We start from the raw sequence: 26,580 nt of genomic DNA, 5'->3' as shown, positions 1-26,580 counted from the left end.
GACTCAAGCAAGGCCGCTGGGGGTGTGGCGGATGCCGGAGGCGCTGCGAAGCGCCTCGGCCCACCAGGGCTCGGCCGCGACCAGGACGTCTCGGCCTCGCAGCCGCGCCACCATGCCCTCGGGCGCCACGACGGAGAAGCGCAGGGGCTTCCCGAGCGCGGAGGTGAGCGCGGCCATGGTGCTTTCATCCTCGGCGGAGAAGCCGAGTGGACCGTCGGGGTGGCTGTGCGCCACCTCTTCAAGGACGTCACGCAGTCGCCAGATGGCTTCCCAGCGGGCGCGTGAGTCGGGCAGTTGATTCGGGCTGTCGGACGCGTCGCACCACAGCACTTCGCCGCCGTGGCCGATGAGCAGGCAGACCTCTCGTGTGGACATGGCCGTCTCCTCAGGCATGCCGGGTCACCACCAGGACATCCGTTTCAATGGCCTCGCGAATGACGGATGGCAGGCTCTCCAGCGTGACATCTCCGTCCGCACCGGCCAGACAGATGCCCGCGTCCAGGACCTGGAGCGAGTCCGCCGCGACGATGGAGACGAAGCGCTCCCCCATGAAGGCATACGTCACCTCCAATCGCTGGCCCGCGAGCCGCCGCAGGTCCAGCGGACGAGCGCCCGCGTTCAGCAGCGCCTGCTGTGCGCGCTGCATGCCGTCCTCCCTCGGATTCCCGCGGACGCCCCGCGTCGCCAGACGGGCCATGCGTCGCTGGGCTTCCTCAACCAACTCCGCGGACCGGGCTCGCCGCTCGGCGGCCTCTCGCTCCTGTCGCGTCCGCGCCGCCTGGGCCTCACGTTCGTGGTTCAGACGCCGCAGGCAATCCTCCGCCGGAACGCGGCCCCCCTCCGCCACCGCGAGTATCCGGCCTCGGACCTCGGCGGGTGCGAAGCGGATGCCCACGTCGTGCGAGACACGCTCCAGCAGGGCGTAGCCAAACGCGGCCCGCAGGGGGGCACTCACGCCCCGAATGTGGGCGAGGGGGTGGTTCTGCTCCAGCGCGAGGCGTGCCGCGCCCTCGGCTTCGCTTTCGAACTCCACGCCTTCGAAGAGCAGGGTGCCGTCAAACCATCGGCGCGCGCTCACCGGCGCCAGGCGCGGCGGCTCCTCCTCCGGCATCAGCTCCAGGGGCTCCGCCACGGCGCCCTCTCGCACCAGCCGGCGTCCCCAGGCATGGCCCCGCACGCGCGGCAGCGCCTCCAGGCGCTCGGGCTCGGAGGGCTCACGCGGTGTGGCGTCTCGTCCCTTCACATCGAAGCGCCACCACCCCGGGGTGACCGGGGTGGTGACACGGAGGCGTCGCGAGGCGGAATCCACGGTGCCACCGCCTAGATACGGCAGCACCACCGACTCCACCTTCCCGAGGAACTTCCGGTAGTCCACGACGCCTCCTCCTTCCTCACTGCGTTGGCTTCACGCCACCTTCAGCAGCGGCGTGCGCATCACCCGCTCCACCCAGCCGGACTGGGCGGTTCCGGGCAGCGTGGGCGCATCCATCAGCGCCTTGAGAACCCGGGGGACCTGGTACGGGTCCTCGAACTGGTCCACGTTCACCTCGCTGAAGGGCACTCGCAGCTGCGCGGCGCAGGTTCGAACCGTCGAGCCCCGCGCATGTGCCACCGACACCAGCAGGGCCATCGCTGACACCGGGATGTGGAGGTCACGGAATGCCCGGGCGAACTGGTCGCCTGCCTCTCCGGCCTCGTCTCCCACCACGATGACCACCAGCTTCGCGTCCTCCGGCACGCGAACGCCGTCACGATGCAATGCGTACAGCGCGGAGGCGTGCACCGTCCCTCCCGACGCCCGCAGCCCCGTCAGCATGTGCTGGACGGCGATGCGGTTGGCGGCCTTGGGACGCAGCACCGTGCCCAGGGTGTCGAACGCGGCGATGTGCAGCTTGTCCATCGGGAAGCCCGCGAGGATGCGCGACAGCGCCTCCTTTGAACTCTCGATGGCCCCCTCCATGGAGCCCGACTTGTCGATGAGGAACATCACCCGCACGTCGGTCTCCGCCGTCGCCTCCGCCACCGCCTGCCGTGCCGCGTTGTCGCTGGCCTCCTCCAGCTTGCGTCGCAGCACCGCGCTGCGGACGTTCTTCGCGATGTTCAGCGCCCGCTGGTCCGTGGCCGTGTGCACCGCCTTCTCCCAACGCGCGCGGATGGCCGGGTCCGTCAGCAGGCCCAGTTCCTCGAGCGTGGGCGTCATCAGCCGCAGGTCACGGTCCGACAACGAGGGCAGCAGCGCCGCCATGATGGCCGGCGTGAGACCCACGTCCTTCGGCAGTCGGCCCACGACCTCCTTGTAGGAGAGGCGCTCCAGGTCGATCCACTCGCAGATTTCCGCCTCCGAGAGGCCGTCGAAGCGCTCGCGCTTGACCAGCGTCAGCCCATTCAGGCCCACCTCGCGGTGGCCCTGCGCGGACTGCTTCTGCTTCCAGCCGAGCACCTCGAAGAAGCCCTGCGCGCGCGGCTTATAGCCCGCCTTGCGCGCCAGCTTCTTCAGCGTCTCCTTGTAGCCCGCCTTCACCAGGCCCTGGAGCATGGGCATGTTGGCCTCACGCGCAGCCAGCCACTTCGACGCCACGCGCTTCCAGCGGCCCAGCGGCGCCTTTCGGGATGCCGGGTCGCCAAAGCCCGCCTCGCGGTTGAGCCGAGCGATCTCCGGATGCTCCAGCAGCTCCGCCACGCGCAGCACCGCCTTGGGCGTGAGCATGCGCGTCGACTTGCGCTCGTAGTGGAGCACCATCGCTTCGCCAATGGCTCGCCAGTCGTCGTCATGGAACGCCACGCCGCCCTGTTCGTCGCGCACGGGCTGACCCGCGTGCTCCTGCACCAGCATGAGCGCGCACGTCGCGACCTTGAGGTCGCGCCAGTCCGTCTGGGTCAGCGCGTACGACGCGAAGTGCGCCATCAGCTCCGCGTTGAGCCGGTAGATGTCCAGGAGCTGCCGGTAGAGCTTCACCGCGGCGGGCACGAAGAGGCCCGGCTTCACCGGACGCCCCTTTTCACGCTGGAACGGCGTGGCGTGCGCCGCCGCGTGCCAGGTGCCATTCACATCCAGGCCAGGCCGGTTGTGCCACAGGTGGGCGGAGCCTCCGAGCACCAGGTCCAGCAGGCGCTCGGCGGGACCGCGCTGCGACTCGGGCAGCAGCGCGTTCGGGTTCTGCGTCTGGGTCGTCATGGTGTCCCCCTAGGGACGTGCCGCGGGTCAGGCGCGTGGCGGACCACTCGCGACGAAGCGAGCGGAGTGCACCGCGCGTGGACGCACGAGTGCCTAGCGCTTCAGCGAAGGCGGCCCGTGCGAAGTGAGGATGGGGAGGAAAAGGTGCGCCCGAGTGACGAGGCCGTTCTTGGATTAACGGTCCCAGTGCTCTACCGCTGAGCTACGGAGCCACGAATGGCTCCGGCGGGATTCGAACCCGCGACAGCTGTATTGCGTGTTGGACCCCGTCGGCCGGGCGCGAAATCGATTACGAGAAGACGGACACGTCGCCGTGGACCGGAATCCGGGCCACGTCCTTGCCGCCCCGGTACGTACTCCGGGCCGGCACCGAGACGAGCTCCCAGGTGGGGAGCACCACCGCCGTCAGCGACCGTCCGTAGACGCACCCGGTGTCGATACCCACCGCGTGCTCGGTGACGAGCGGCGCGTCGAAGACGGTGTGACCGAAGATGACCCGCTCCGGGCCCGTCCAGTGGTGTGTCCAGAAGGTCCAGCCCTCTGGCGCCTTGGACGGCCAGTAGCTCTTGGCCGCCGGGGGGCGGATGCATTGGGCATGGAGCAGGTGGTACGGGTCCTGTCGCTCGACGGGGATGTCCGGCAGCATGCCGGCGTGCACCACGATGGCGTTGTGCTCCGGCAGCCGCAGGTAGCGAGGCAGCCGGGCCATCCAGTCGTAGTGCCCGGGTTGGAGCACCCGGCGAGTCTCAAGGTGGTCGGGATGCAACCGCTCGTCCGCCCGGTGGCGCTGCTGGAGGTGCTTCTCCTCGTGGTTGCCGAGGATGGCCTCGTGCCGCATGGCCAACTCCACGCACTCGCGGCGCTTCGGGCCCCGGTCCACCAGGTCACCCGCGAAGATGATCCGGTCGCTGGAGGTCGCGCCCACCTTGCCGAGCAGCTCCACGGCTTCGTCGTAGCAGCCGTGAAGGTCTCCGATGACGATGGTGCGGCGGGACATGACGCGAATCCTCAAGAAGGAAAAGGTTGAGCGCCCGAGTGAAGAAGCCAGTTGGCTGATTCCAGGATCAGTGACGGACCACCCGTCGGCATACGCCCATGGGGCATATGTGTGGAGTCGAACCACGGCTTGTAGGGCCGCTTCGGCCGGGCGCTCGAAAGCGATGGGGGCGAAGACGCGGGCCCCCGCTGTTCCTGACAGGTGATTTTCCGGGGCCTGGTTTCTGACGCCTGCTCTATAAATCCGGTCAGGAACGCCATGCGGCTTTCGTCCGACTTCGCGGGTGCCAATTGTCCGGTGATTTCGCCGGGTTGGCGCCCCCTGCTTGTCTCGGAGGCTGCCTGCGGATGCCAACGTGGTACCTTGCCGCGCCACATCCCCGTAACCCAACATCCCGGGGCGACTTCCCCGGCGCAGCCCCCAGGTCCTTCCGGTGTACGAGCAGCTCACGGATGACGAATTGTTCGCGGAGGTGGTCCGCCGCCGCGCCACTGGCGAGCCTGTTGGAGGCCCGCTTGGGGCGTTGGTGCAGCGGTGGGCCCGGCCCTCGCGGTACGTCATCAGCAAGATTCAGGCGAGCTACGGCCGTGGTTCCCCAGCGGACGCGGACGAGCTCTTCCAGGACGCGGTCGGGAAGTTCATCGACCGGGGTCTGGACCAGTTCCGCGGCGTGTCGGAGCAGATGCCCGGCCGGAGCGCGTCTCCCAAGACGTTCTTCCTGCGCATCGTCAAGCACGTGGCCATCGACTTCTACCGGAAGCACCGCGAGGAGCTCGCGGCGCCTCCGTCGGACCCTGATGACGCCATGGAAGAGCCACCCTCCGAGGTGGCTCGCGCCGTCGAGTTCGGGAAGCGGCGTGAAGAGCGCGCCGAAGCCCAGGAGCTGTATTGGGCGGCATTTGCCCGCCTCCAGCAGGAGCACCCGAAGGAAGCTTCGGCTTGGGACCTGTACCACCACGAAGACGTCGAGGATCACGAAGAATGTGCCCGGCGCCTGAACATCACCGTGGTGAACAGCTACAAGCGCGTCAGCCGGGCCCAGGCCTACCTCAAGCTCTACCTGCTGGACCTTCATCGCGAGTCGCATGGGGAGGAAGCGTGAGCCGCCTCCTTCCCCGCCACACCCGGGGTACCCAGGAGGAATGAACCCATGATTGTTGGAGATACGCTGTCCCGCTATTCCGCCCGCCGCTCGCAGCTCCTGTCGGGCACGGCTTCTCCCGGTGAAGTGCTCGAGGCGGCGGGTGACCTGCTGCGCCGCCGCTCCCGGTTGGAGACCGAAGGTGTGGACGCCGCCCTGCGGGGCCTGGGTCGACCTCAGGTGGAAGCCTGGTTGAAAGCGCAGAAGCCCCAGTCGCTGCAGCCGGTGCTGCTGAGGGCGGCGGAAGAAGCTGTCGAGGTGGCGCTCGACGGTGGTGAAGAGGCAGACATGTGGCGGGTCTCCGCGCTGGAGGGACTTTCCGCTCGCGACCGGGCCGCCTCCGCCGCACACGCCTTGGCCGTCTGGGAGGGCTTTCACGGTGCCCTCGACGGCGAGTCCGCGCAGCTTCGAGACCGCTTTCTCGCTGCGCTCCAGAGTCTGGACTCAGCACTCCGTCCCCGAGCCCGTTGGTTCATCCCACTCAATCCGCAGCGCCGGCAGGAGCTCGACCTCCTCGAGCCCGCCGAGCAGGACGCCGCCTGGTGGTTCTCCGCGCGCGCCAGCTGCGATGACCTGGTCGCCACCTGGACGGCCAATCCCCAGACGCTGACGGCCCATCTTCAGGACTGCGACGCGTGCCGCGCGGACATGGCGGATGCCGCGCCCGTGGACATGCCCCCCCGCCGGCACCTCACCGCGGACGACCTCTGGCGCCTCGACATGGGGCTGCTGTCCGAGGACGAGCGGACCCGGCTGGATGCGCACACCGCGCGCTGTGGCGAGTGTGCCCAGGCCGTGCTGGCGCTGGACGAGGGCGAGGCGGCCATCGAAGAGGCGCTGGACATGGAGGAGGACGGGACGGTGGCCCGCTCCGCGCGCACCTCGCGCGCGCCTGTCTCCCACCGCGCTCACGCCGCCCGCCTGCCGGAGCAGCGCGAGGTGCTGGATGAGCGCCGCGACTTTCGCGTGGTGCTGGTGCGCGAGCGTCAGCGCGTGCGCCTGCTGGTGCTGCCCCTGTCTGGCCGGACCGTGACGGCGGCGGTGTTCCTGAGCCCTGGCCGTCCCTCGCTCAAGCCGGCCCATGGGCCGGAGGGCATCGCCTTTGATTTGACGTCCGCGTCGTCCACCGGCGCGCGCTCTGCCCACCTGTCCGTGCAGGCGGGGAGCGAAACCCTGGAGCGCGACTTCGCCTTCTGACGGGAGGTCCCCGTTTCGCGCCGGGGCCCGTGGTCACGGGCCCTCCGCGCTCAGGGGGACATGGGGATTGCGGTTCGCTGCGTGTCGAGCGCCTGACGGCTGCGCACGGGGGGCCGCGGAATGGGAAGGCTCCCCGCCGGCAACGTGGGGCTGAAGCCATTCACCAGGAAGGAGATGATGAGCTGCGCGTTGGGTGGGCGGGTGCCGAGCGCCGCGCCGCAGACGTCCAGTTGGTCCATCACCCGGGGGCCTTCGGTGCGCTGGTAGCGGTTGCACGTGGCCCCCACCTGCGGGTCCAGGTGTCGTGCCATCTCGCGCATGTTGCGGCCCCAGCGCATGGTGAGCTTCTCTGGCGTGAGCTGGATGTTGACGGGCTCCTCACCCCACGTCCCCTCGATGAGGGTGCGCCGTCCACCGGCCTTCAGCTTCAGCTCGAGCGCGCGCTGTCCCAGCGTGCCCGTCACCGCGATGCCGTGCTCGTAGACTTCCTCACCGAGGATGCTCACCCAGACGCCGTCCTTGCGCCGGGTGTACGGCTTGTCCGCGGCGATGCGGCCGTGGTTGAACCAGACGTCACCCACGCGGCCCAGTGGCAGTTGGTCGTTCTTCGCCACCGGCGCGGGGGGGGCCTCCAGTCCTGAAGGACCGGCGGCGGCCACCACCGGCCGCGAGGCCAGCAGGTCCGTCACCGGCACGGACGTGTCGACGACCTCGAAGCGCACGCCGTCCAGCCAGGCCTGCCCCGTACCGCTCATGATGAGGCCGGCCATGATGGTGGTGGCTTCCTTCGGGACGTCCAGCACCACGTCGTAGCGCTTGCAGCCCGCAGTGCCCACCAGGGCGCGCGACTGCATGTTGTCGAAGGCCAGGGGCTGCTTCGGGTCGGGCCCTTCCACGCGCATCCACAGGCCTGCCCAGCCCTCCACGTCCTTGATGCGGAGCGCGCCGGAGAAGCGCAGCCGCTTGCCCCGGAAGTCATGCGCGCCGAAGGCCTGCATGAAGGTGCCGTAGCCATTCTCATCCAGCGACAGCGAGCGGAGGTAGGCGCTGCGGTTGCCTTCGCACGTGGCGCTGCTGTCCACGCCGGCCTCGTAGCGCTTGGGGGCGCTCTCCGTCACATACCAGCCGACTGGCAGCTTCTGGGCGCCTTCCGACGGCTGCGCACCGGCCCCGGTGGAGGCCAGCGCGAGCAGTAGGGCGGCGAGTTTCTTCCGGAAGTCCATGACGGGAATCCTCACAGCGACACGGGGCGGCGCGCGCTCAGCGCACCCTCGGGGAGGCCAGTGCGGGCCTCATAGCGCGGGACTTCACCCGAGCCCCAGGGATATTGGACGAGCAGCCCACGCTCCTCGGCAGCCTGGGTGCAGGACGCCTGGGTGGCCAGGTCCGGGCACGCCACGACGATGGACTGAGGCTCGGCGACCTCTGTCTCGAATTCCACCGAGGGCGGTTCGACATGAAGGGCCAGCGTCCTGGGCGCGTCGGGCGGTTGCCGTCCACCGGGCAACACGACGAAGGCCCAGGCCGCCGCCGCAGCCAGCGCGGCACCGGCCAGGCCGGCCGCGAGACGTCGAGTCTCCCAGTGGGCCGGGCGGAGGACGTGGACGGCGGGCGCATAGGTGTTGGCGACTTCGTGGAGTTGCTCCGACAGCAGGGCTTCTTCCTGGAGCAGGCGGGCGCACGGATCACATTCCAGCGTGTGCGCCTCGAGGCTCGCGGCCTTCTCGGGTGCCAGCGCCCCCAGGATGTACTGCTCCGCGGAGTCGCGGGTGAGGTGGGGCTTAAGCATGGGTTTCCTCCTCGAGCGCGGTGCGCAGCTTCTTGCGGACCTCGCACAGGATTTGCCGCACGCGCTGGACCGACAGGCCAACGCGTGAGGCGATTGCGGCATGAGGGAGCTCCTGGCCGTCACAGGCCAGGAGGAAGACGTTTCGTGCGCTGGGAGACACCTGCGCCAGCGCGGCATGTGCGCGGGAGAGTTGCTCCTCGGTCAGCAGGCGCCGCTCCGCGGACACGGACGGGTCCACCGGGTGGTGACGCTCCGGCAGTTCATCCACCGCCCCGGCAATGGACTCGCGACGGGCCCGTCGTGCGTCGTCCGCGGCCAGGAAGGCCGCCTGGGTGAGGGCGAGGTTGGGCAGGCGAAGCTCCGTCAGCAGCCCGCGCTGCTGTTGCTGGATGAGCCGCGCCCAGGTCTCCTGGGCCAGCTCTTGCGCCCGGTCCACCCGGACGCCACGTGCGAGCAGCGATACCACGACCCGCCGGTGATGGCGTGCGACCAGCGCGTCCCAGGCCGCCCTCTCACCCGCCAGGGCGCGCCGCGCGAGGAGGGCTTCGTCCTCCCCGGGCGCCGTCGCCTCGGCCGGCTCGTCGGCTTCCTTTGACAATCGCAGCGTCGTCATCCGCAGGCCCTGCACGGCTGCACTCATGCCGTCTTCCCGTCGCTCAGAGGCGTCCGGGGAGCACGCCTCCTCCCCGGTGTCCCCTGAACGTGTGTCCGGCGCGGACATATCGATGGGGGCAGGGAAGATGTGGGGCGGGGTGGGCAAGGGTCAGTTGACGGCGGGACTGTCTCCCGACGCCCAGCGGAGGTTGGAGAGCTTCACCACGCCCTGGCAGCGGCCGCACACACGGCCTTCACCGTCGTACACCCGGGCGGTGGCGAAGAGGAGGGACACCGTCTGGCTGTCGATTTCGGACTCCACGCGCAGACTGTCGCCGGTGACAGCGCGCTCGAAGCTCATGGAGAGCTGCACGGTGGCGCAGCGCCGGCCCGGGTCCACCAGGGCGCCGGTGCAGCCCACGGCGTAGTCGAAGAGGGCGGCGAGGATGCCTCCGTTGACGGCGCTGGCGCTGCCGGCGCCGCCCCGGTGTTCGGGCCGAAGTTCGGGGATGGTGACGACCACCTTCCGGCCCTCCGGAAAGCTGAGTTGCGCGCCGAAGAGGCGCAGGGTGAGGCTCTGGGAGAACTGCTCGGCGTAACGGTCCAGGTCAGCCTGGGAAGGCCTCGAAGGGGCGCCGGACGTGGAGTCGGACATGGAGTCGCTCCATTATATAAGCGCACCGCATGCCTTGGGGGCCGAGCGGCCGGGCGGGACTGCGGAAGGGCGCCCATTGGTGGGGGAAAGACGTTAGAAGCATGGGTTCCCTCCCGAATGTCTCCCGCGAACCCACACGAATCCGCCCTCCTCGAAGACCTCAATGCGCCACAGCGCGAGGCCGTGTTGCATGGTGACGGCCCCCTGCTCGTCCTGTCAGGGGCGGGCAGCGGCAAGACGCGTGTCATCACCCGGCGCGTGGCGTATCTGGTGAAGGTCCACAACGTCTACCCGTGGCGCATCCTGGCCGTCACCTTCACCAACAAGGCGGCGCGGGAGATGCGCGAGCGCCTGGTGCAGTTGCTGGGGGCCCAGGCGAACGAGCTGGTGGTGAGCACCTTCCACTCGGCGGCGGCGCAGATTCTCCGCCGAGAGGCGGAGCACGTGGGGCTCACCCGCTCCTTCGTCATCTACGACGACTCGGACCAGCTCAACGTGGTGAAGCGCGCCATGCGCGAGGCGGGCATCGAGTCCATGCAGCCGCGCGAAATCCTCCACCGCATCGACCAGGAGAAGAACGCGGCCCGGCTCCCGGAGCACATGCAGGTCGCGCCCGGCGACGAGCGGGGCCAACTGGTGCGCAAGGTGTACGCGGCCTACCAGGAGCGGCTGCGCGCGGCCAACGCAGTGGACTTCGGAGACCTGCTGCTCCTGCTGGTGACGCTGTTCCGCACCCGGCCGGACGTGCTGGAGAACTACCGGCGCCGCTTCCACCACGTGCTGGTGGATGAGTTCCAGGACACCAACCCGGTGCAGTACGCGCTGCTGAAGCAACTGGCGCCGCCCCCTTCCGCCAACCTGGTGGTGGTAGGCGACGACGACCAGTCCATCTACCGGTGGCGTGGCGCGGACGTGGACAACATCCTCGGCTTTCCGCGGCAGTACCCCGGCGCGAAGGTGGTGAAGCTGGAGCAGAACTACCGCTCCGACCAGAACATCCTGGACGCGGCGCATGAGGTCATCCGGAAGAACACGCGGCGCATGGAGAAGAAGCTCTGGTCCGAGCGCCAGCGGGGCCAGACGCTCAACCTGATGCTCAACCGCGATGAGCGGGCCGAGGGGCAGGAGGTGGCGCGGCAGATTCTGGCGCTCCAGCGGGAGGGCTTCATCAAGCTCTCCAGCATGGCGGTGTTCTACCGGGCCAATGCGCAGAGCCGCGTGCTGGAAGAGGCGCTGCGCCTGGCGCGCGTCCCGTACACCCTGGTGAGCGGACGCAGCTTCTATGACCGGGCGGAAGTGCGGGATGCCTCCGCGTATCTGCGGCTGATGGTGAACCCGCGCTCGGACGCGGACCTGCTGCGCATCATCAACATCCCGGCGCGTGGCATTGGCGACACCACGGTGGAGCGGGTGACGGACTTCGCCAACGCGCGCGGAGTGAGCCTCTACGAGGCCTTGTCCCAGCCGGAGCAGATTCCCGCGCTCAATGGTGCCGCGGTGAAGCGGCTCAAGGGCTTCCGCAACCTGCTGGAGTCCCTGACGGCATTCGCCCAGACGAACGAGGAAGCCGCGGGCGCGGTGGACCAGATGCTGCGCGAGACGAAGCTGGTGGAGACGCTTCAGGCCGAGGGCAGCGACGAGTCTCAGACGCGCGCGGAGAACCTCCGCGAGTTCCTGGGCGCGGCGCAGGAATTCGACCTGAACCGGGCGGCCGCGGCGGTGGCGGCCGCGGCGAATCCCCCCAGCGACGTTCCTCCCGAAGTGGACGCGGCCCCGCTGACGGCGGACGTGCCGGCGCTGCAGGCCTTCCTGGAGCAGATTTCGCTGGTGGGCGAGGCGGACGCGGAGGTGGGCGAGGGCCGGGTGGCGCTGATGACGCTGCACGCGGCCAAGGGCCTGGAGTTCGACGCCGTCTTCCTCACCGGCATGGAGGAGAACGTCTTCCCGCACTCGCGCGCGGTGAAGTCCGAGTCCACGTTCCTGAACGAGGTTGCCTCGGCGGACGGGGAGCCCTCGGAGGAGATGGCCGAGGAGCGGCGCCTCTGCTACGTGGGTTTCACGCGCGCGCGAAAGCGGCTCTTCGTGAGTCTGGCGCAGTGTCGCTCGCTGTTCGGTGAGCTGCGCTACAACGCGCCCAGCCGCTTCCTGCGGGATGTGCCGCCGGCGCTGTTTGGCATCAGCGAGCAGGAAGTCCCTGAAGCGCCTCGGCCCATGGTGCCCTCGACGCCGCGCAAGCGGACCTGGGATGAGGACGACGGGCCGCGCATCGACCGCTCGTACTCGCAGGCGTCGGACATGGACGGCGTGGGCGGGGACGTGCGCGGCATGCGCGTGCGCCACGAGCAGTTCGGCGTGGGCCGCGTGGTGTCCGCGGACGGCAACGGCCCCAACGCGAAGGTGACGGTGGAGTTCGGCGGAGGCGTGGGTCTCAAACGCATCATCGCCCGTTTCCTGATGCCGGGCTGAGAAGCGGGCACCCGAGTGGACAAGCCGGTTTGGAGGCGTGTGGGAGCGACAAAAGAAAGCCCGCGCGCCTGACAGGGCGAATGCGCGGGTGGCAGAGTCCGGCGCGTGAGACTCGCCTCGCTGACCTGGTGCCTCCTGCTGGTGTGGTGTGGCTTCGGCTGTTCGCGAAGCTTCTCCTCGCAGGACCTCGGCGTGCAGTACGAGCCGCCCTCGGGCATGGACCTGCGCTCCGTGGAGGCCGGGCCCCCGGCGCTGGCCCGCTTTGACGGGGGATTGGAGCTGCGCTCGGTGCGCGGCGCGGCGCCTGCCCTGGACGCAGGCCCGGAGGCCGTGCTGGCGGCGGCGGGGTTGAAGGCGCCCGGAAAGTTGCTTCAGGACACGGAGGGGACGCTCCCAGCGGGGCCCGTGGCGCGCTACGAATTCTCACAGACGGGCGGCGCGCGCACGATGGTGTACTTCGTGCCCAGGAAGGACGGCTTCGTCCTGGTGACCTTCTCCGCGCCCGAGCGTGACTACGGCACGCTGTCCGCCCGCGTGGAGCGCTCACTGTCGACACTGCGGGCGTGGTGAAGCCCGCGGCGGCGTCCCGATTGAAGGCTCAAGGGTCGGCCTTGCGCAGCCGCCACGACAGCACGCGGCCATCCAGTCCCAGGACGATGACCTGGTCGCCGAGTACCACGGGGCGGGTGCGCAGCGGCGTGTCCGCGCGGACCGAGAAGGCCTGCGCCCAGGTCCTCGTGTTCAACGCGATGAGCCGTCCCTGACGCCCGCTGGTGGGCACCAGCAGCAGGTTCTCTCTTACCGGCGTCACCTCTGAGACGAGCGGGTCGGGCAGCGTGACGCGCGCCACCTCCTTTCCATCCGAAGGGGACAGGCCGACGAGCGAGGAGACTTCTCCAGCCGTGCCGACCCACACCGTTCCCAGCGCCAGCGAGGGGGGACTGCTCAGAGCCGCCGCGGGGGCCTGCTCCCACAGGGACGTGCCGTCCCCGAGCCGCAGCGCCAGGACGTGGCCCTGGCGGGTGCTCACGTAGAGCGTGTCCCGCCACAACGTCATCCCCAGCACGTCCCGGAGGTCCCGCTGCCAGCGCTTCGCCCCATCCTGGGTGGCCAGGGCCATCAGCCCCGCGTCACCCAGCGCCACCACCAGCAGGCCGTCCTGGAGGACCGGCACGGGAAATCCACGGGGCGCGGCCGTCGCCTCGGGCTTTCCGGGTGGGGGGCGCTCCCAGTCCGTCTTCCCCGTGTCCGTGAAGAGGGAGCGGACGGACCCATCCGGCGCGACCAGGAAGACGAATTTCCCCTCCGCATCCGCCACGGGTGCGGTAAGGACAGGGGGCTCTCCGGTGAGGCGCCATTGCACCGCGCCGTCCGCGAGGCTCAGCCGGACCAGGTCTCCGCCCACCGTCCCGGCGATGACGCTGTCTCCCAGCAGGGCCGGGCGTGTGGCCACCTCCCTGTCCAGGGCGGCCCGCCAGGAGACTTGGCCGGTCCGCTCCAGGCGGACGACGGTGCCCGCCTCATTGGCAGTGAGGACGCCGTCCGGCAGGGCCACCAGCCCCGCTCGAGATGAGGCGTCCGTGGAATGGCGGAAGTCGCTCGTCGCGGGCTCCCGGCACCCCATGGCGGCCACCAATGTCAGCGCCAGGGCGGGCAGCAAGGGCGTGCATGGACAGGCGCGAGACGACATGGTTTGGAGGATGACGCAAGGAAGGAACTTGGACCATGCCTACCATTCGTGATGACGAGATTCCCAGCGCCACCGGCATTCCTTCGTCCGCCCGTCGGACGGACTTCGTGCCGCCGCCCACCCTGGCGGTGACGGAAGAGCTGTTGCGCGCACTGCCCAAGACGGACCTCCACTGCCACCTGGACGGGTCCATGCGCCTGAAGACCATCCTGGAGCTGGCCGAGCAGCAGAAAATCAAGCTGCTCGCCGACACCGAGGATGGGCTGGCCAAGGCCATCCACATGGGCGAGGTGTGTGAGAGCCTGGAGGAGTACCTCGTCGCCTTCGACGTGACGCTCTCCGTGCTCCAGACGGCCGAGTCCCTCTACCGCGCCGCCTACGAGCTGGCCGTGGACGCCGCCGCGGAGAACGTGCGCTGGCTGGAGGTCCGCTATTCGCCCGCGCTGCACCTGCAGAAGGGCCTGAAGATGACCACGGTCATCGACTCCGTGCTGGAGGGCCTGCGCGCCGCGAAGCGGGAGACGGGCATCAAGTGCGGCGTCATCGTCTGCGGCATCCGCCACATCAACCCGCAGACGTCCATGCGGCTGGCGGAGCTGGCGGTGGCCTACAAGAACCGCGGCGTCATCGGCTTCGACCTGGCCGGCGCGGAGGCGAGCTTCCCGGCGAAGGACCACCGGGACGCCTTCCAGCTCATCCTCAAGAACAACGTCAACTGCACCGCGCACGCGGGCGAGGCCTACGGCCCCGAGTCCATCTCCCAGGCCATCCACAACCTGGGCGCGCACCGCATCGGCCACGGCACGCGGCTGCGCGAGGACGGGGACCTGCTCAACTACGTCAACGACCACCGCATCCCGCTGGAGGTGTGCCCCACCTCCAACGTGCAGACGGGCGCCGTGACGAGCCTGTCGGCGCACCCGCTGAAGTTCTACTTCGACTACGGCCTGCGGGTGACCATCAACACGGACAACCGCCTCATCACCGACACCACGGTGACCAAGGAGCTGTGGACGGCGCACTCCGCGCTGGGCCTGTCGCTGGAGGACCTGACCACCATCCTCGTCTCCGGCTTCAAGAGCGCCTTCCTCCCGTTCCGGGAGAAGCAGGACATGCTGCGGGCGGTGAACGAGGAGATCGCCCAGACGCTGGCGGCCTTCGACCAGAAGCGGCACCTGGTGAAGCAGCCCGCTTGATGACGTGACGTCCGGCGTCCCGGCCCCGTGCGAGGTGCAGTCGCCTCGCACGGGCCGGCGCAGGCCGCGAGGAGGTGGCACGTGGACCTGGAGCTGGGTGGCAAGGTGGTACTGGTGACGGGTGGCTCGGAGGGGCTGGGCGCCGCGGTGGCTCGGCGGCTCGTCCGGGAGGGCGCGAAGGTGGCGCTCTGTGCCCGTGGAGCGGAGCGGCTGGAGGCCACCGCCGAGGCCCTGCGCGCCGAGGGTGGGGACGTGCTCACCGTCCAGGCCGATGTGTCACGTGCGTGGGAGGTGGAGCACTTCGTGGATGCCGCCCACGCGCGCTTCGGGCGCATCGACGGGCTGGTGAACAACGCGGGCACCGCGGCGGGCCGGCCCTTCGCCTCGGTGAGTGACGCGGAGTGGGAGGCCGACCTCCAGCTCAAGGTCTTCGCGGCGATTCGCGCCTCGCGGCAGGCGCTGCCCTTCCTGAAGGAGTCGGGGAGCGGCGCCATCGTCAACGTGCTGGCCATCGCGGCGAAGACGCCCGGCGCGAACTCCACGCCGTCGTCGGTGTCTCGCGCGGCGGGGCTCGCCTTGACGAAGGCGCTGTCCAAGGAGCTGGGCCCCCACGCCATCCGGGTGAACGCGGTGCTGGTGGGCATCATCGAAAGTGGCCAGTGGGCGCGCCGTGCCAAGGAGGTGGGCAAGCCCGTGGAGTCCTTCCAGCAGGAGATGGCGCGTCACGCTGGGGTTCCGCTGGGCCGGGTGGGGAAGGCGGAGGAGTTCGCGGACACCGTGGCCTTCCTGCTGTCGCCCCGTGGTGGCTACATCAGCGGCGCGGCCATCAACGTGGATGGCGGCCTGTCCGCGGCCGTCTGATTTCTCTTCGTCAGGAACGGGCCGGGTGCCCGTGTGTGGATGATGAAGACGGCTTCGCGCCGTCTGGCGACCGCGGCTGCTGACCCCAGGTCCCTCATCTCTCCGTCACGTCCCCCTGGGTGTGCCCGTCTTCGGGCCCCGGGGCATTCCTGAGTTGGGTCATGCAGCCGAAACTGAACCGGCTTCTCCGGGCGCTCGCCCGCGAGGGGCTCGAGGTCGCCTATGACGGCCGCCTCTATTCCGTCCGCCTCCTGGGTGACGCTCACGCGCCGCCCGCCGAAGTCCTCCTCCCACCGGACCTGCCCGTGGAGGGCAAGGCCTTCCAACAACTCGCCCAGCTCGCGGCCTTGAGACACCCCGGTGGTGGCGAGGTGCTGCGGGTACGTGCCACGCCCGACTTCCACCCGGGAGATTCCGGGGTGGCCATTGGCTCGGTGCTCCACACGCGCGGGCTGGTGGTGCCCGGCGCCATTGGCACCGACATCAACTGCGGCATGCGGCTGCACGTCGCGGACATCTCCGTGGAGGACTTCCTGGCGAAGCGGTCGGCCTTCGTCGAGCGGATGAAGGGCCACTACTTCTTCGGGACGCGTGACGTCACCATGGACTCGCGGGCCTCCGAGGCACTGCTGCGCGACGGCGTGCAGGGCTGGCTCCTGGAGACGCTGGAGCAGCCGCTGGGGTGCGCGGGACGGGCCGACCTGGCCCAGCTCGACGCGGAGGTGTCGCGCATCCACCTGGGCGGCGGGTTGAAGGGCCATCCGCGCTGGGCGCCCGAATCCTTCACGCGCGAGGGGCTGGTGCGCGACGCGGGCCTGGCCACCATTGGCGGCGGCAACCACTTCGTGGAGGTGCAGCGCGTGGAGGCCGTGGAGGACCGGGCGCGGGCGTGGGACTGGGGCGTGCGCGAGGGACAGCTCGCGTTCATGATTCACTCTGGCAGCCGGGACGTGGGCAAGCACGTGGGCGTGGCCTGGCAGGACCGTGCGCGTCAGGCGTGGCCCGCGGGAACGCCGCTTCCGGCCAGCGGCATCCTCCCCCTGGGAGATGCGCGGCTCGTCACCGAGTATCTGGAGGCGGAGGCGACGGCGGCCAACTACGCCTTCCTCAACCGCCTGCTGCTGGCGGAGCTGCTGCGCCAGACGCTCCGGGAGCTCTTCGGGGACGTGGAGGCGCCGCTCGTCTACGACGTGCCCCACAACCTGACGCTGCCCTACGAGGGCGGCTGGCTGGCGCGCAAGGGCGCATGCCCAGCGGGGGCGGAGCAACCCGTCATCATCCCCGGCTCCATGGGGGCCACGTCCTTCCTCATGGTGGGGTGTGGGGATGCGCGAGCGCTGGAGTCCGCGTCGCACGGCGCGGGCCGCGCGCGCTCCCGCTTCTCCCTGTCGCGGGGCGGCGCGGACCAGAGCGAGGCCGCCCTGGGGCTGACCGGCGTGGACTGCATCACCCTTCGCGCGGAGCGCCGCGTCGAGGAAGCGCCCGCGGCGTACAAGCCCATCCGCCCGGTAGTGGATGCCCAGGTGGAGGCCGGCATCGTCCGGGAGGTCGCCCGGCTCTCCCCCCTGCTCACCTTCAAGGCCTGAGCAGGGAGGGAAGGGGGCACGTCATTTCACTTGGCGTGCTCCCCCGTCTGCGAGTGGAATGGCCGCGCGGCGGGCCCACTGCCCGCACGGCATCTCACGCGGCATCGAGGGGAACTGGGGACCATGGAGAACACCTACGGAACGATGAACTCTCCCGGCGGAGCGGGCGCGAAGGAGGCCGTGTCGCTGCCGGCCATCTTGCTGATGGTCCTCTCCGCCATCACCGTGCTGCTGGGACTCATCAACGTGCTCCAGGCGTTTGGCGCCACGGACCCCGCCGTCGAGGAGGCGCTCAACAACCCCGAGCTGCCCGAGGGGGCCCGGCAACTGCTCGCGGGCATGACGACCACGGGCGGCAAGCTGATGCTCGCGCTGCCCACGCTGGTGCTCAACGGCCTCGTCTTCTTCGGCGCGCTGAAGATGAAGAACCTGCAGAACTACGGGCTGGCGATGACCGCCGCCATCATCTCCGTCATCCCCTGCTGCGGCCCCTGCGCCTGTCTGGGCATCCCCGTGGGCATCTGGGCCCTGGTGGTGCTCAACAAGCCGGAGGTCAAGGCGGCCTTCACCTAGCCGCGGCGCCAGGCCGGCCATCGCCCCATGGCCGTGGCCGGCCGCTGCTTCTGCATCCGCACGCACGCCAACTGGACGTCGACCGTGAGTGGGCGCCGGGAGGAGTGGACGGAGGCATAGCCGTGCCGCTGATAGAAGTGTTCGGCGTTCAGGCTGGCATCCAGCCCCAGCAGCGGCGCGCTGCCCCGCCAGACGGCGGACTCCAGGGCTGACAGCAGGGCAGGGCCCACGCCATGGCCCGCCTCGTCTGGCACGACGTAGAGCGCTTCCAACTCACCTAGCGCCGCGTCCACCTGGCCGAAGCCCACCGCGCGCCGGCCGCGCTCCGCCACCAGCACCGTGCGCGGACGCTCCGGCCGCAGGTAGCCCTCCGGTTTCAAGAGCCGCACCCAGGTGCTCACCTCGTGCGGCGCGTACGCGCGAAGGCACAGGGCTTCCACGGCCAGGGTGTGGATGCGCCACAGCGTGCGGCGGTCGGACTCCTTCGCGGGCCTCAGGAGGAGTCCTTCCGCGCCCATGGCCGTCTCAGGTCACCTTCATGCCCTTGGGAATCACCACGACGCCCCCGGGCGTGACGTGGAAGCGCCGCCGGTCCTCCACCGGGTCGAATCCGATGGTCATCCCCGGCGGAATCTCCACGTTCTTGTCGATGATGGCCCGGCGGATGCGACAGCGCCGGCCGATGGTGACGTTCTCGAACAAGAGGGAGTCCTCCACCTCCGAGTACGAGTTGACGCGCACCTTCGGCGACAGCACCGAGCGCCGCACGCTGCCGCCGGAGATGATGCAGCCCTCCGCCACCAGCGTGTCCATGGCGTGGCCCACACGGTGGTTCTGCTCGTCCGCGAAGACGAACTTCGCCGGCGGGTAGTTGTTGGGCTGGGTGTGGATGGGCCAGCGGTCGTTGTAGAGGTTGAACGTCGGGTCCACCTCCACCAGGTCCATGTTGGACTGGTAGTAGACGTCGATGTTCCCCACGTCCCGCCAGTAGCCGCGCTCCTTGGCCTCCTGGCCGGGGACCTCGTTCTGGGCGAAGTCGTACACGTACACCGGCGCGCGCTTGTACAGCTCGCTGATGATGGACTTGCCGAAGTCGTGCGCGCTCGCCTCGTTCGCCGCGTCCCGCACCACCTCCTGCACCAGCACGTCGGTGGAGAAGAGGTAGTTGCCCATGGATGCCAGGCACATCTTCGGGTTGCCCGGCATGGGCGGCGGGTCCTTGGGCTTCTCCAGGAACTGCCGCATCCGCCCGTCCGGCCCCACGTCGATGATGCCGAACTCGCGGCCCTGCTCGATGGGGACGGGAATCGCGGCCACCGTGCACGCCGCCTTCTTCGTGCAGTGGAAGTCCAGCATCTGGCGCGTGTCCATCCGGTACACGTGGTCCGCGCCGAAGACGAAGATGTAGTCCGGCTCCTCGTCAGTGATGATGTTGAGGTTCTGGTAGATGGCGTCCGCGCTGCCCTTGTACCAGTCCAACCCCGTCCGCATCTGCGCGGGGACGGCTTCCACGTAGTGGCCCAGGAACGCCGTCATCCGCCACGCGCGGGACAGGTGGTTGTTGAGCGAGTCGCTCTTGTACTGCGTCAACACCTTCATCCGGTACACGCCGGAGTTGGCGAAGTTCGAGAGAACGAAATCGATGATGCGGTAGCGGCCGCCGAAGGGGACAGCGGGCTTCGCGCGCTCGCGCGTCAGGGGCTCGAGGCGCGTGCCAGCGCCTCCAGCCAGAATCATCGCCAGGACTTTGGACATAGGTGTTCCGGACGTTAGTCGTCCCTGGAGGGCCGGCAAGGGCACGTGTGCCCGCCTGCCAGCCATCGTTGAATGCCGAACCGCCTGTTCAGGTGTCCTGACCGGCGCTGGACGTCCCGACGCCTCGGGTTGCCGGGCCTCGCCCGGAGGCCGCTCCCGGGTGGCATGTGGGAGAAGCGCCGCAAAGGGCCGAAGAACCGGCCCCCGCTGCGTTGCATGGCGTCTGCCGAGGCTATCGTGCTAGCCTCGTTTCCGATGGCCGGCGACGAAACCCGCGTCACCAAGATCTCAACGCTCAACGTGCATGCCCACCGCAGCACGGAGTGTTGTCTCGTGCAGATTCATGGCCCCGAGCTCGGCAAGAAGTACCTCATCGAGGATGCCGAGCTCACCATCGGGCGGGATCAGCACAACCACATCGTCGTGGACCTGGACAACGTGTCCCGCCGCCACGCCCGGATTCTGGGGCGTGGGGGGAAGATGCTCGTTGAAGACCTGGGTTCCACCAACGGTACCTTCCTCAATGACCAGGAAGTGCTTCAGGCCTCTCCGCTGCGCAGCGGAGACCTGGTCAAGGTCGGAGGCTCCATCTTCAAGTTCCTCGACGGCGACAACATCGAGACCCAGTACCACGAGACCATCTACACGCTGACCATCGCGGACGGCCTCACCGGCATCAACAACAAGAGGTACTTCCTGGAGTACCTCGAGAAGGAGATGGGCCGGTCGACCCGCTATCAGCGCACCCTCACGCTGATGATGTTCGACATCGACCACTTCAAGCAGATCAACGACGTCCACGGCCACCTCGCCGGGGACTACGTGCTGCGGGAGTTGGCCCAGTCCATCAAGCGCCTGGTGCGCCGCGAGCAGTGCTTCGCCCGCTACGGCGGCGAGGAGTTCGCCGTCGTCCTCCCGGAGGACGGCCCGGACAAGGCGCGCCTGTTCGCGGAGAAGATTCGCCGGCTCATCGAGGGCAAGTCCTTCGTCTACGACGACAAGGAAATCCCCGTCACCATCTCCATTGGCGTGGCCGAGCAGACGTCGGACATGCTGGAGCCCACGCACTTCATCAAGGTGGCGGACGCCAACCTGTACAAGGCGAAGAAGTCGGGCCGTAACCGCGTGGTGGGCTAGGCCGTGGCCGCCAGCGCAAGCGAAGCGGGTCCGTCCTTCCTCGCGCGGTTGGTGCTCGTGCTCCTGGGCTGCGCCTTCCTCGGCGCGGCCTGGGTGTGGAGCCACCGCGCGGAGCCCTGGGCCGCGCGCCTGGTGGACAACGCCCTGCGCACGGTGGGTGTGTCGCAGCGCTAGGGGTGAGGTGGCGCGCCTCGCGCGGTGCGGCCGGGCGGCGTCGCCCGGGCGGCTCCGGTAGCGGCGCGACGCCGGGCTGCGGTGCGATCCCTACGGCCAAGCCAGGGGCGGGAGTCCGGTGCCCGGAAGCTCCCGCCGTGAGCTTCGCTCAGGTGTTCTCGCGCAGCTCCGCCAGCCGGCCCTTGGTGCCCGGCAGGCTCTGGGGCGGCATCTTCCCGTAGATGTGCTGCACCGTCTCGGAGAGCGTCTCCTGGATGTCGCGCGCGCGGAAGCCGAGCTCGGCCTCCGCCTTGGATGCGTCCAGCCAGAACCAGTGCTCGCCGATGTCGATTTCCTGCGGGTCCAGCGTCGGCGTGGTGCCGCGCACCTTGGCCCAGCGCTCCAGCAGCTTCCCGCCGAGCACGTTGACCTTGGAGGGGAGCTTCAGCTTCGGCGCGGGCACGCCGGACAGGCGCTCCAGCCGCTGGAAGAAGTCCTTCATGGACAGATTCACCCCCATGAGGTGACGGCCGTACACCTCGCCCCGGGTGAGCGCCTGGACGAAGGCGTCCGCCGCGTCGCGCGCGTCCACGAAGGAGATGCCGCCGCCCGGCATGGCCGGAATCTCGCGGTTGAGGAACTTCACCACCGTCCACGTGGAGGACAGCCGGTCATCCCCAGGCCCCATCAACAGGCTGGGGTTGAGCACCACCAGGGGAATCTCGTGCTTGCGGCAGTACGCGAGCGCCAGCTTCTCCTCGTAGATTTTCGACAGGTAGTAGGGCCACTGGCCCACCACCGTAATCGGGTAGTCGGCGCTCTCGTCGCGGACGTGCGCCTCCTTCGATACCGCGATGGTGCCGGAGGTGGAGGCCAGCACCACGCGCTTCACGCCGGCCTCGCGCACGTCCCGCAGCAGCTCGCGCGTGCTGTCCACGTGCAGCTCGAACATCTTCCGCGCGTCCTTCGGCTGGAAGGAGACGAGCCCCGCCAGGTGGTAGACGGCGTCCACGCCCTCCAGCGCGCGGCGCACCGCGTCCCGGTTCTTCAAGTCACCGGGGACGTACTCCGTGCCCGCGTAGGGGGCGCCCGAAGGTTGCGAGCGGCCGATGAGCCGCACCTCGTGGCCCGCCGCCACCAGCCTGGGCACCAGGTGCGTGCCCAGAAAGCCCGTGCCTCCCGTCACCAGCAGCTTCACGAGTCCTTCCCTTCCGTGGACGTGGACGCGCGGGGACTGGCCCCGGCCGGAGGCAGGTCCACGCGCTCCAGGCTCAGCACCCGGCCGTCGCGCAGCGCCCGCATCGAGTCCTCGGCGATGCGGGTGACGTAACGGTAGCCCTCCGAGCGCGCCATGCCCTGCACCCGCGTGCGCAGGTCCGCGTGGCCCAGCGCCGGACCGATGTTAACCCGCAGGGGCGTCTTCGTCTTGGGCAGCACGCTGCCCTTGGGCAGCGCGTCGAAGGCGCCGCCGATGTACAGCGGCAGCACGTCCATGTTGAAGGTGAGCGCCAGGTAGCCCAGCGTGGACTTGAACTCCATCAGCTCACCGGTGGTGGAGCGCGTGCCCTCCGGGAAGATGAGGACGTTGAAGCCCTGGCGCAGCGCCTCGCCCGCCATCCGCAGCGACTCGCGCAGCGAGCCCTGCCGTTCAATGGGGATCAGGTTGGTGAAGTTCTCGAACCAGGCGCGCTTGAGCGGCGTGTTGAAGAAGTAGTCACGCGCCGCCAGGGACACCAGCCGCTCGCCCTGGTCACCCAGCGCCACGCGGACCAGGCCCGCGTCCAGGTGGCTGGAGTGGTTGGCGATGACGAGGAAGTTGCGGTTCTGCGGGATGAAGGACTTGCCCGTCACCTTCACGTCGAACACGCCGCCGTAGAGCACCTTCTGCCCGAAGGACAGGAGCTGACGGCCCACGTCCGCCACCACGTCGGGCACCGGAATCTCCACCTCTTCCGCGCGCTCGTTCTCCTTGGAGATTTCCTTCGCGCGCGTCTCCACCGCGGGGCGCTTGCCGGAGGACGCCACCACCTTGCGCAGGTCCTCTACCGTCTGCACCTGCGTCAGGTCCTCCACCGCGGGCAGCGGCACGCCGGAGGCCTCCAGCGCGGAGGACAGCTCGGTGAGCATCAGCGAGTCGAAGCCGAGGTCCCCGCTGAGCAGCGCGTCCGGACGCACGTCGGACACCGGCCGGTGGCTGACGTCCGCGACGAGCGGGAAGAGCCAGTCAGCGATGCCGCCCGTGGTGGGGTTGGCCGCCTTCTCGCGCGCCTTGCTGGCGCTGGCCGCCATGCGCTCCTGGCGCTTGAGCTCCTCCACCACCTGCTTGCGCTTCACGCTGCGCTTGGCGGTGCGGGGCAGCTCGCCGTCCCACAGGCGCAGCACCTTCACGCGCCGGTAGAAGGGCATGCCCGCGCTCACCTTGCGGAAGTGCTCCTCCAACTCGCGGCGCACTTCCTCGCGTGGGCGGTCCGCGTAGTCGGGCACACACAGGCACGCCACCTTCTCACCGCCCGCGTCGTCGGGCAGGCCGACGATGGACAGCTCCTTGATGTGCGTGTGGTCCTGGTACAGTTCCTCCAGTTCGTCCGGGTAGATGTTCTTCCCGTTGTGGTCGATGATGACGTCCTTCGCGCGGCCCACCAGGTACAGGTGGCCCTCCGCGTCCAGACGTCCCAAGTCGCCCGTGTGGAGCCAGCCGTCCTTGAGCACCGCCTCGGTGGCCTCGCGGTCGCCGAAGTAGCCGGGCATGACGTTGGGGCCCTTGGCCAGCACTTCACCCAACCCGTCGTTGTCCGGATTGAGGATGCGCAGCTCGATGCCGGGCAGCGCGCGGCCCACCGTCCCGGGCTGGCGCTTGTTGCCGGGCTTCGTCACCGCCAGCACTGGCGCGGCTTCCGTCAGGCCGTAGCCCTCCGTGATGTTGAAGCCCAGCTCGTGGAAGGCCTTGTGCACGTCGTCCGGCAGCGCCGAGCCACCCGACACGATGACCTTGATGCGCCCGCCGAACTTGCGGTGCACCGGCCAGAACAGCAGCTTGCCCAGGTTGATGTTGTTGCGGTTGCGCAGCTCGCCGTGGGTGGCCATCAGCGCCTTGAGCGCCTGTTCGATGAACGGCGGGCGGCTGGCGAACTCCTGCGTAATCTTGCGGTGCAAGAGCTGCCACAGCGCCGGCACGCCCACCATGGCGGTGATGCGGCCCGTCTCGAACACCTCGCCCAGCCGGTCCGACGTCAGCTCGTCGATGTAGGTGATTTCCGCCCCGCGCCAGAACGGGGTGAGGAAGCCGGCGGCGAACTCGAAGGTGTGGTGCAGCGGCAGGACGGACAGCACGCCGTCGCCCACGCCGATGTCGAAGGTCCCCGCCAGCTTCGCCACCAGCGCGGCGAAGTTCCGGTGGGTGAGCATGACGCCCTTGGGCGTGCCCGTGGTGCCGGAGGTGAAGATGATGCTGGCCAGGTCATCCGCCGCGGCGGACCTGCGCACCGGCCCGATGCGGTCCGGGTGCGCCGGGTCGCCCGTCATCGCCTCCGCGAGGCTGGCCACGGTGACGCCGTCACCCAGCGCGGCGAAGAGGCCGGGGAAGTCCCGGGCCGCGTCCTCGGAGACGAGGCACGCGCGCGCGTCCGCCCGGCGGGCGATGTTGACGAGCTCCGCCTCGCTCAAGCCCGGGTCCACCGGAACGACGGTGGCGCCCGCGCGCAGGATGCCGAAGTAGCTGATGCCCCACTCCGGCCGGTTCTCCGACACCAGCAGCACGCGGTCGCCGTGCTTGATGCCCGCGGCAAGCAGGAAGCTGCCCACGCGCGCGGCATAGCGGTGCACCTCGCCGTAGGTGAAGCGCTCCTCCTTCTCGCCCGCCACCATGCGGAAGGCCACGCGGTGCCGGTACGCGTGCACCGTGGCTTCCATCAGCTCCAGCAGGTCGCGGTGAGCGGGGATGACGGTGCGCTTCTCGCGCTCCGACTCCATGCCCGGGAACACCCACTTCTCCAGGCCGGGGAGGTGGGTCCCCAGGAAGTAGTCGCGCCAGTCGATGTGCTCCGGGTCCCAGGGCACCTTCAACCGGTCCGCGTGCGCCATGCGCGCATACACGGAGCGGGTGTTGTCGCAGCGGAAGACGTAGCGGTTCTCGTAGAGGAAGGGGAGGAACAGCTCCGTCAGGGCGATGATGCCCTGGGCGTTGTCGTCCACCTCGTCCAGCGACACCTTCGCCTTGTCCAGCATGGCCTGGACGGCCGGAGCGCCCCACGCGGGACGCACCTCGTCGATGGCCTTCTTCAGGAAGCGCGCGCCGCGCGACAGCATGGGCGCGCTGAACAGCTCGAACTCCTTCTTGCTGACCGGCTGCGGCTCGACGCGCGAGCGCAGCTTGTTCATCAGCGCGTTGCCGGACTCGCGGTTGCGGTAGTAGCGCCGCCGGTACAGGCCCACCAGCTCCACGGAGCGGCCGGCGTAGAAGGGATTCACATCGCCGGAGGCGAGCTGGTAGGTGCGCCGCTCCTCCACGTCCATGGCATGCGCGGTGATGCCGATGGTGGCGCCCGCCACCTGGTCCACCGGGATGATGTCCAGGATGGTGTTCTCGCCCGCGGGGATGCCGCCGGGGCCCTTGATGCCCGCGAAGGCCAGGGGCGCGGAGGTGGTGAAGCCTTCGTTCCAGCCGGGGAAGGGGAAGTGCCGCGCGCTCTCCACGATGGAAGGCCGGACGATGGAGTAGCGCAGGCCCGGCGTGGCCGCGAGCACCTGCTCGCCCAGGGACTTGGTGTACGTGTACGTGTTGGGCCAGCCCCAGTGGGCGGCGCGCTCCATGCCGGCGCGCACCAGCTCGCCGCTGAGCCACAGCTTGCGCTCACGGCCCACCGCCAGCCGCAGCGTCTTCTCGTCGTTGGGGTCGCGGCCTTCTTCCTCCAGCCGGTCCAGCGCCTTCTTGCGGAAGGTGGACGTGAGGGCCCGGTCCTCGGCCTGCTCGCGCAGCCGCGCGACGATGCGCGCCGCGTCCTGCAGCTCCTGCTCCAGGCTGAAGTCGCGGCCGTCCATCTCCTCCCGCTTGGGGAAGTAGCCGCGAACCTCCTCGTCCTCGAAGACGAGCCCGCTGCGGTTGCCGGCCACGAAGGCCGTGGACATGTGAATCAGCGGGACGGACCAGCGCACCGCCAGCGCCGCGGCGAACTTCAGGCCGTGGGTGTTGACGTTGAGGCCCACCTCCAGCGACGGGTTGAAGGACACCAGACCGGCGCAGTTGATGAACGCGTGCACCTTGCCGGTGAGCGCCTCCACCTGGGGCTCTTCCAGGCCCATCCACGGGTCGGTGATGTCGCCGTCCAGCACCTCCACCTTCTGGCGGATGAAGGCCAGCGCGCCTTCATCCCCCAGGCTGTCTCGCAGCGGCTGGAAGGGCTCGCTGGTGGCGACCTTGTCGAAGAAGCGGCGCTCGGCGGACGCGGCGCTGCCCTTGCGGACCAGCACGTACACCTTGTCCAGGTCCTGCCCGTAGCGGGTCAGGAGCATGGACAGCGTCACCTTGCCCACGAAGCCGGTGGCGCCCGCGAAGAGCAGGCGCTTGCCGGTGAAGGTCTGGGTGACGTTCAGCTCGGGAAGGGCGGCCATGGGCGTCC

23 protein-coding genes are annotated in these 26,580 nt (G+C 69.4%); 10 read left to right on the top strand and 13 right to left on the bottom strand.

Going from position 1 to position 26,580, the window contains the following annotated elements:
• Positions 1-3: 3 nt before the first annotated feature.
• The 4 genes from FMP39_RS17875 to FMP39_RS17860 all read right to left on the bottom strand — a co-directional run bounded on the left by FMP39_RS17875 (position 4) and on the right by FMP39_RS17860 (position 4,172).
• Positions 4-375: a Mov34/MPN/PAD-1 family protein gene (locus FMP39_RS17875; protein ID WP_225888602.1), complete on the bottom strand. Its 372-nt coding sequence runs from the start codon at positions 373-375 to the stop codon at positions 4-6.
• A gap of 10 nt (positions 376-385) precedes the next feature.
• Complete coding sequence (locus tag FMP39_RS17870; protein ID WP_141591573.1) at positions 386-1,375, bottom strand: hypothetical protein; 990 nt, start codon at positions 1,373-1,375, stop codon at positions 386-388.
• Positions 1,376-1,405: 30 nt separating this feature from the next.
• Positions 1,406-3,175: a VWA domain-containing protein gene (locus FMP39_RS17865; protein WP_141591572.1), complete on the bottom strand. Its 1,770-nt coding sequence runs from the start codon at positions 3,173-3,175 to the stop codon at positions 1,406-1,408.
• A 289-nt stretch (positions 3,176-3,464) separates the two neighbouring features.
• The gene (locus FMP39_RS17860) at positions 3,465-4,172 is read right to left on the bottom strand and encodes a metallophosphoesterase (RefSeq protein WP_141591571.1); all 708 of its coding nucleotides are present in this window, start codon (positions 4,170-4,172) and stop codon (positions 3,465-3,467) included.
• A gap of 433 nt (positions 4,173-4,605) precedes the next feature.
• Between FMP39_RS17860 and FMP39_RS17855 the strand changes: the two genes are divergently transcribed.
• Both FMP39_RS17855 and FMP39_RS17850 read left to right on the top strand, forming a co-directional pair.
• Positions 4,606-5,274, top strand: coding sequence for an RNA polymerase sigma factor (locus tag FMP39_RS17855; RefSeq protein WP_140788585.1), 669 nt, complete (start codon positions 4,606-4,608; stop codon positions 5,272-5,274).
• A gap of 48 nt (positions 5,275-5,322) precedes the next feature.
• Complete coding sequence (locus FMP39_RS17850; RefSeq protein ID WP_141591570.1) at positions 5,323-6,510, top strand: hypothetical protein; 1,188 nt, start codon at positions 5,323-5,325, stop codon at positions 6,508-6,510.
• 50 nt (positions 6,511-6,560) lie between these two features.
• Here FMP39_RS17850 and FMP39_RS17845 read toward each other — a convergent pair whose 3' ends face one another.
• The 4 genes from FMP39_RS17845 to FMP39_RS17830 are packed head-to-tail and all read right to left on the bottom strand — an operon-like array spanning position 6,561 to position 9,548.
• Positions 6,561-7,733 (bottom strand): AraC family transcriptional regulator, encoded by a 1,173-nt coding sequence (locus tag FMP39_RS17845; protein ID WP_141591569.1) that lies wholly within the window; start codon positions 7,731-7,733, stop codon positions 6,561-6,563.
• Between the two features lie 11 nt (positions 7,734-7,744).
• Positions 7,745-8,299, bottom strand: coding sequence for a zf-HC2 domain-containing protein (locus tag FMP39_RS17840; RefSeq protein WP_141591568.1), 555 nt, complete (start codon positions 8,297-8,299; stop codon positions 7,745-7,747).
• Positions 8,292-9,059 (bottom strand): RNA polymerase sigma factor, encoded by a 768-nt coding sequence (locus FMP39_RS17835; protein WP_090484355.1) that lies wholly within the window; start codon positions 9,057-9,059, stop codon positions 8,292-8,294. Before FMP39_RS17835 ends, FMP39_RS17840 begins: the two co-directional genes overlap by 8 nt.
• A gap of 3 nt (positions 9,060-9,062) precedes the next feature.
• Positions 9,063-9,548 (bottom strand): PaaI family thioesterase, encoded by a 486-nt coding sequence (locus tag FMP39_RS17830; protein WP_090484353.1) that lies wholly within the window; start codon positions 9,546-9,548, stop codon positions 9,063-9,065.
• A 117-nt stretch (positions 9,549-9,665) separates the two neighbouring features.
• Here FMP39_RS17830 and FMP39_RS17825 point away from each other — a divergent pair, with 117 nt between their 5' ends.
• On the top strand, positions 9,666-12,014 hold the full coding sequence (locus tag FMP39_RS17825; RefSeq protein ID WP_090484352.1) for an ATP-dependent helicase: 2,349 nt from the start codon (positions 9,666-9,668) through the stop codon (positions 12,012-12,014).
• 105 nt (positions 12,015-12,119) lie between these two features.
• Entirely contained in the window at positions 12,120-12,584 is a 465-nt protein-coding gene (locus tag FMP39_RS17820) for a hypothetical protein (RefSeq protein ID WP_141591567.1), read from the top strand.
• 28 nt (positions 12,585-12,612) lie between these two features.
• Here FMP39_RS17820 and FMP39_RS17815 read toward each other — a convergent pair whose 3' ends face one another.
• Complete coding sequence (locus tag FMP39_RS17815; protein WP_141591566.1) at positions 12,613-13,704, bottom strand: PQQ-binding-like beta-propeller repeat protein; 1,092 nt, start codon at positions 13,702-13,704, stop codon at positions 12,613-12,615.
• A 35-nt stretch (positions 13,705-13,739) separates the two neighbouring features.
• On the opposite strand from FMP39_RS17815, the gene add reads away from it, so the two are divergent.
• The 4 genes from add to FMP39_RS17795 all read left to right on the top strand — a co-directional run bounded on the left by add (position 13,740) and on the right by FMP39_RS17795 (position 17,920).
• A complete protein-coding gene (gene add, locus FMP39_RS17810) occupies positions 13,740-14,900 on the top strand; it encodes an adenosine deaminase (protein ID WP_090484346.1) in 1,161 nt (386 codons plus the stop codon).
• Positions 14,901-14,981: 81 nt separating this feature from the next.
• Positions 14,982-15,761, top strand: a complete 780-nt coding sequence (locus tag FMP39_RS17805) for an SDR family oxidoreductase (protein WP_141591565.1) — start codon at positions 14,982-14,984, stop codon at positions 15,759-15,761.
• Positions 15,762-15,922: 161 nt separating this feature from the next.
• Complete coding sequence (locus tag FMP39_RS17800; RefSeq protein WP_141591564.1) at positions 15,923-17,347, top strand: RtcB family protein; 1,425 nt, start codon at positions 15,923-15,925, stop codon at positions 17,345-17,347.
• Between the two features lie 30 nt (positions 17,348-17,377).
• Positions 17,378-17,920, top strand: coding sequence for a hypothetical protein (locus FMP39_RS17795; protein WP_141591563.1), 543 nt, complete (start codon positions 17,378-17,380; stop codon positions 17,918-17,920).
• Here FMP39_RS17795 and FMP39_RS17790 read toward each other — a convergent pair.
• Positions 17,917-18,438, bottom strand: a complete 522-nt coding sequence (locus FMP39_RS17790; RefSeq protein WP_141591562.1) for a GNAT family N-acetyltransferase — start codon at positions 18,436-18,438, stop codon at positions 17,917-17,919. The genes FMP39_RS17795 and FMP39_RS17790 overlap by 4 nt on opposite strands.
• 7 nt (positions 18,439-18,445) lie before the next feature.
• Entirely contained in the window at positions 18,446-19,675 is a 1,230-nt protein-coding gene (glgC, locus tag FMP39_RS17785) for a glucose-1-phosphate adenylyltransferase (RefSeq protein ID WP_011551635.1), read from the bottom strand.
• 255 nt (positions 19,676-19,930) lie between these two features.
• Here glgC and FMP39_RS17780 point away from each other — a divergent pair, with 255 nt between their 5' ends.
• Entirely contained in the window at positions 19,931-20,812 is an 882-nt protein-coding gene (locus tag FMP39_RS17780) for a GGDEF domain-containing protein (RefSeq protein ID WP_026113815.1), read from the top strand.
• A 3-nt stretch (positions 20,813-20,815) separates the two neighbouring features.
• Positions 20,816-20,986, top strand: a complete 171-nt coding sequence (locus FMP39_RS37450; RefSeq protein WP_194858442.1) for a hypothetical protein — start codon at positions 20,816-20,818, stop codon at positions 20,984-20,986.
• Positions 20,987-21,134: 148 nt separating this feature from the next.
• Here FMP39_RS37450 and FMP39_RS17775 read toward each other — a convergent pair whose 3' ends face one another.
• The gene (locus tag FMP39_RS17775) at positions 21,135-22,163 is read right to left on the bottom strand and encodes an NAD-dependent epimerase/dehydratase family protein (RefSeq protein WP_141255560.1); all 1,029 of its coding nucleotides are present in this window, start codon (positions 22,161-22,163) and stop codon (positions 21,135-21,137) included.
• Entirely contained in the window at positions 22,160-26,572 is a 4,413-nt protein-coding gene (locus FMP39_RS17770) for an AMP-binding protein (RefSeq protein WP_141591561.1), read from the bottom strand. Before FMP39_RS17770 ends, FMP39_RS17775 begins: the two co-directional genes overlap by 4 nt.
• Positions 26,573-26,580 lie beyond the last annotated feature (8 nt).

The organism is Myxococcus sp. AB056, assembly GCF_006547365.1.
GTDB lineage: Bacteria > Myxococcota > Myxococcia > Myxococcales > Myxococcaceae > Myxococcus > Myxococcus virescens.
Note: the sequence above shows the minus strand (reverse complement) of the source record. Positions and strands in the feature narration are given on the sequence as shown.

What these genes read in the sequence shown, in the direction of transcription:
- FMP39_RS17875 (WP_225888602.1), bottom strand. Translation starts at nt 375, where the DNA reads ATGTCCACACGAGAGGTCTGCCTGCTCATCGGCCACGGCGGCGAAGTG.
- FMP39_RS17865 (WP_141591572.1), bottom strand. Translation starts at nt 3,175, where the DNA reads ATGACGACCCAGACGCAGAACCCGAACGCGCTGCTGCCCGAGTCGCAG.
- FMP39_RS17860 (WP_141591571.1), bottom strand. Translation starts at nt 4,172, where the DNA reads ATGTCCCGCCGCACCATCGTCATCGGAGACCTTCACGGCTGCTACGAC.
- FMP39_RS17850 (WP_141591570.1), top strand. Translation starts at nt 5,323, where the DNA reads ATGATTGTTGGAGATACGCTGTCCCGCTATTCCGCCCGCCGCTCGCAG.
- FMP39_RS17845 (WP_141591569.1), bottom strand. Translation starts at nt 7,733, where the DNA reads ATGGACTTCCGGAAGAAACTCGCCGCCCTACTGCTCGCGCTGGCCTCC.
- FMP39_RS17840 (WP_141591568.1), bottom strand. Translation starts at nt 8,299, where the DNA reads ATGCTTAAGCCCCACCTCACCCGCGACTCCGCGGAGCAGTACATCCTG.
- FMP39_RS17830 (WP_090484353.1), bottom strand. Translation starts at nt 9,548, where the DNA reads ATGTCCGACTCCACGTCCGGCGCCCCTTCGAGGCCTTCCCAGGCTGAC.
- FMP39_RS17825 (WP_090484352.1), top strand. Translation starts at nt 9,666, where the DNA reads ATGTCTCCCGCGAACCCACACGAATCCGCCCTCCTCGAAGACCTCAAT.
- FMP39_RS17815 (WP_141591566.1), bottom strand. Translation starts at nt 13,704, where the DNA reads ATGTCGTCTCGCGCCTGTCCATGCACGCCCTTGCTGCCCGCCCTGGCG.
- add (WP_090484346.1), top strand. Translation starts at nt 13,740, where the DNA reads ATGCCTACCATTCGTGATGACGAGATTCCCAGCGCCACCGGCATTCCT.
- FMP39_RS17800 (WP_141591564.1), top strand. Translation starts at nt 15,923, where the DNA reads ATGCAGCCGAAACTGAACCGGCTTCTCCGGGCGCTCGCCCGCGAGGGG.
- FMP39_RS17790 (WP_141591562.1), bottom strand. Translation starts at nt 18,438, where the DNA reads ATGGGCGCGGAAGGACTCCTCCTGAGGCCCGCGAAGGAGTCCGACCGC.
- glgC (WP_011551635.1), bottom strand. Translation starts at nt 19,675, where the DNA reads ATGTCCAAAGTCCTGGCGATGATTCTGGCTGGAGGCGCTGGCACGCGC.
- FMP39_RS17780 (WP_026113815.1), top strand. Translation starts at nt 19,931, where the DNA reads ATGGCCGGCGACGAAACCCGCGTCACCAAGATCTCAACGCTCAACGTG.
- FMP39_RS17770 (WP_141591561.1), bottom strand. Translation starts at nt 26,572, where the DNA reads ATGGCCGCCCTTCCCGAGCTGAACGTCACCCAGACCTTCACCGGCAAG.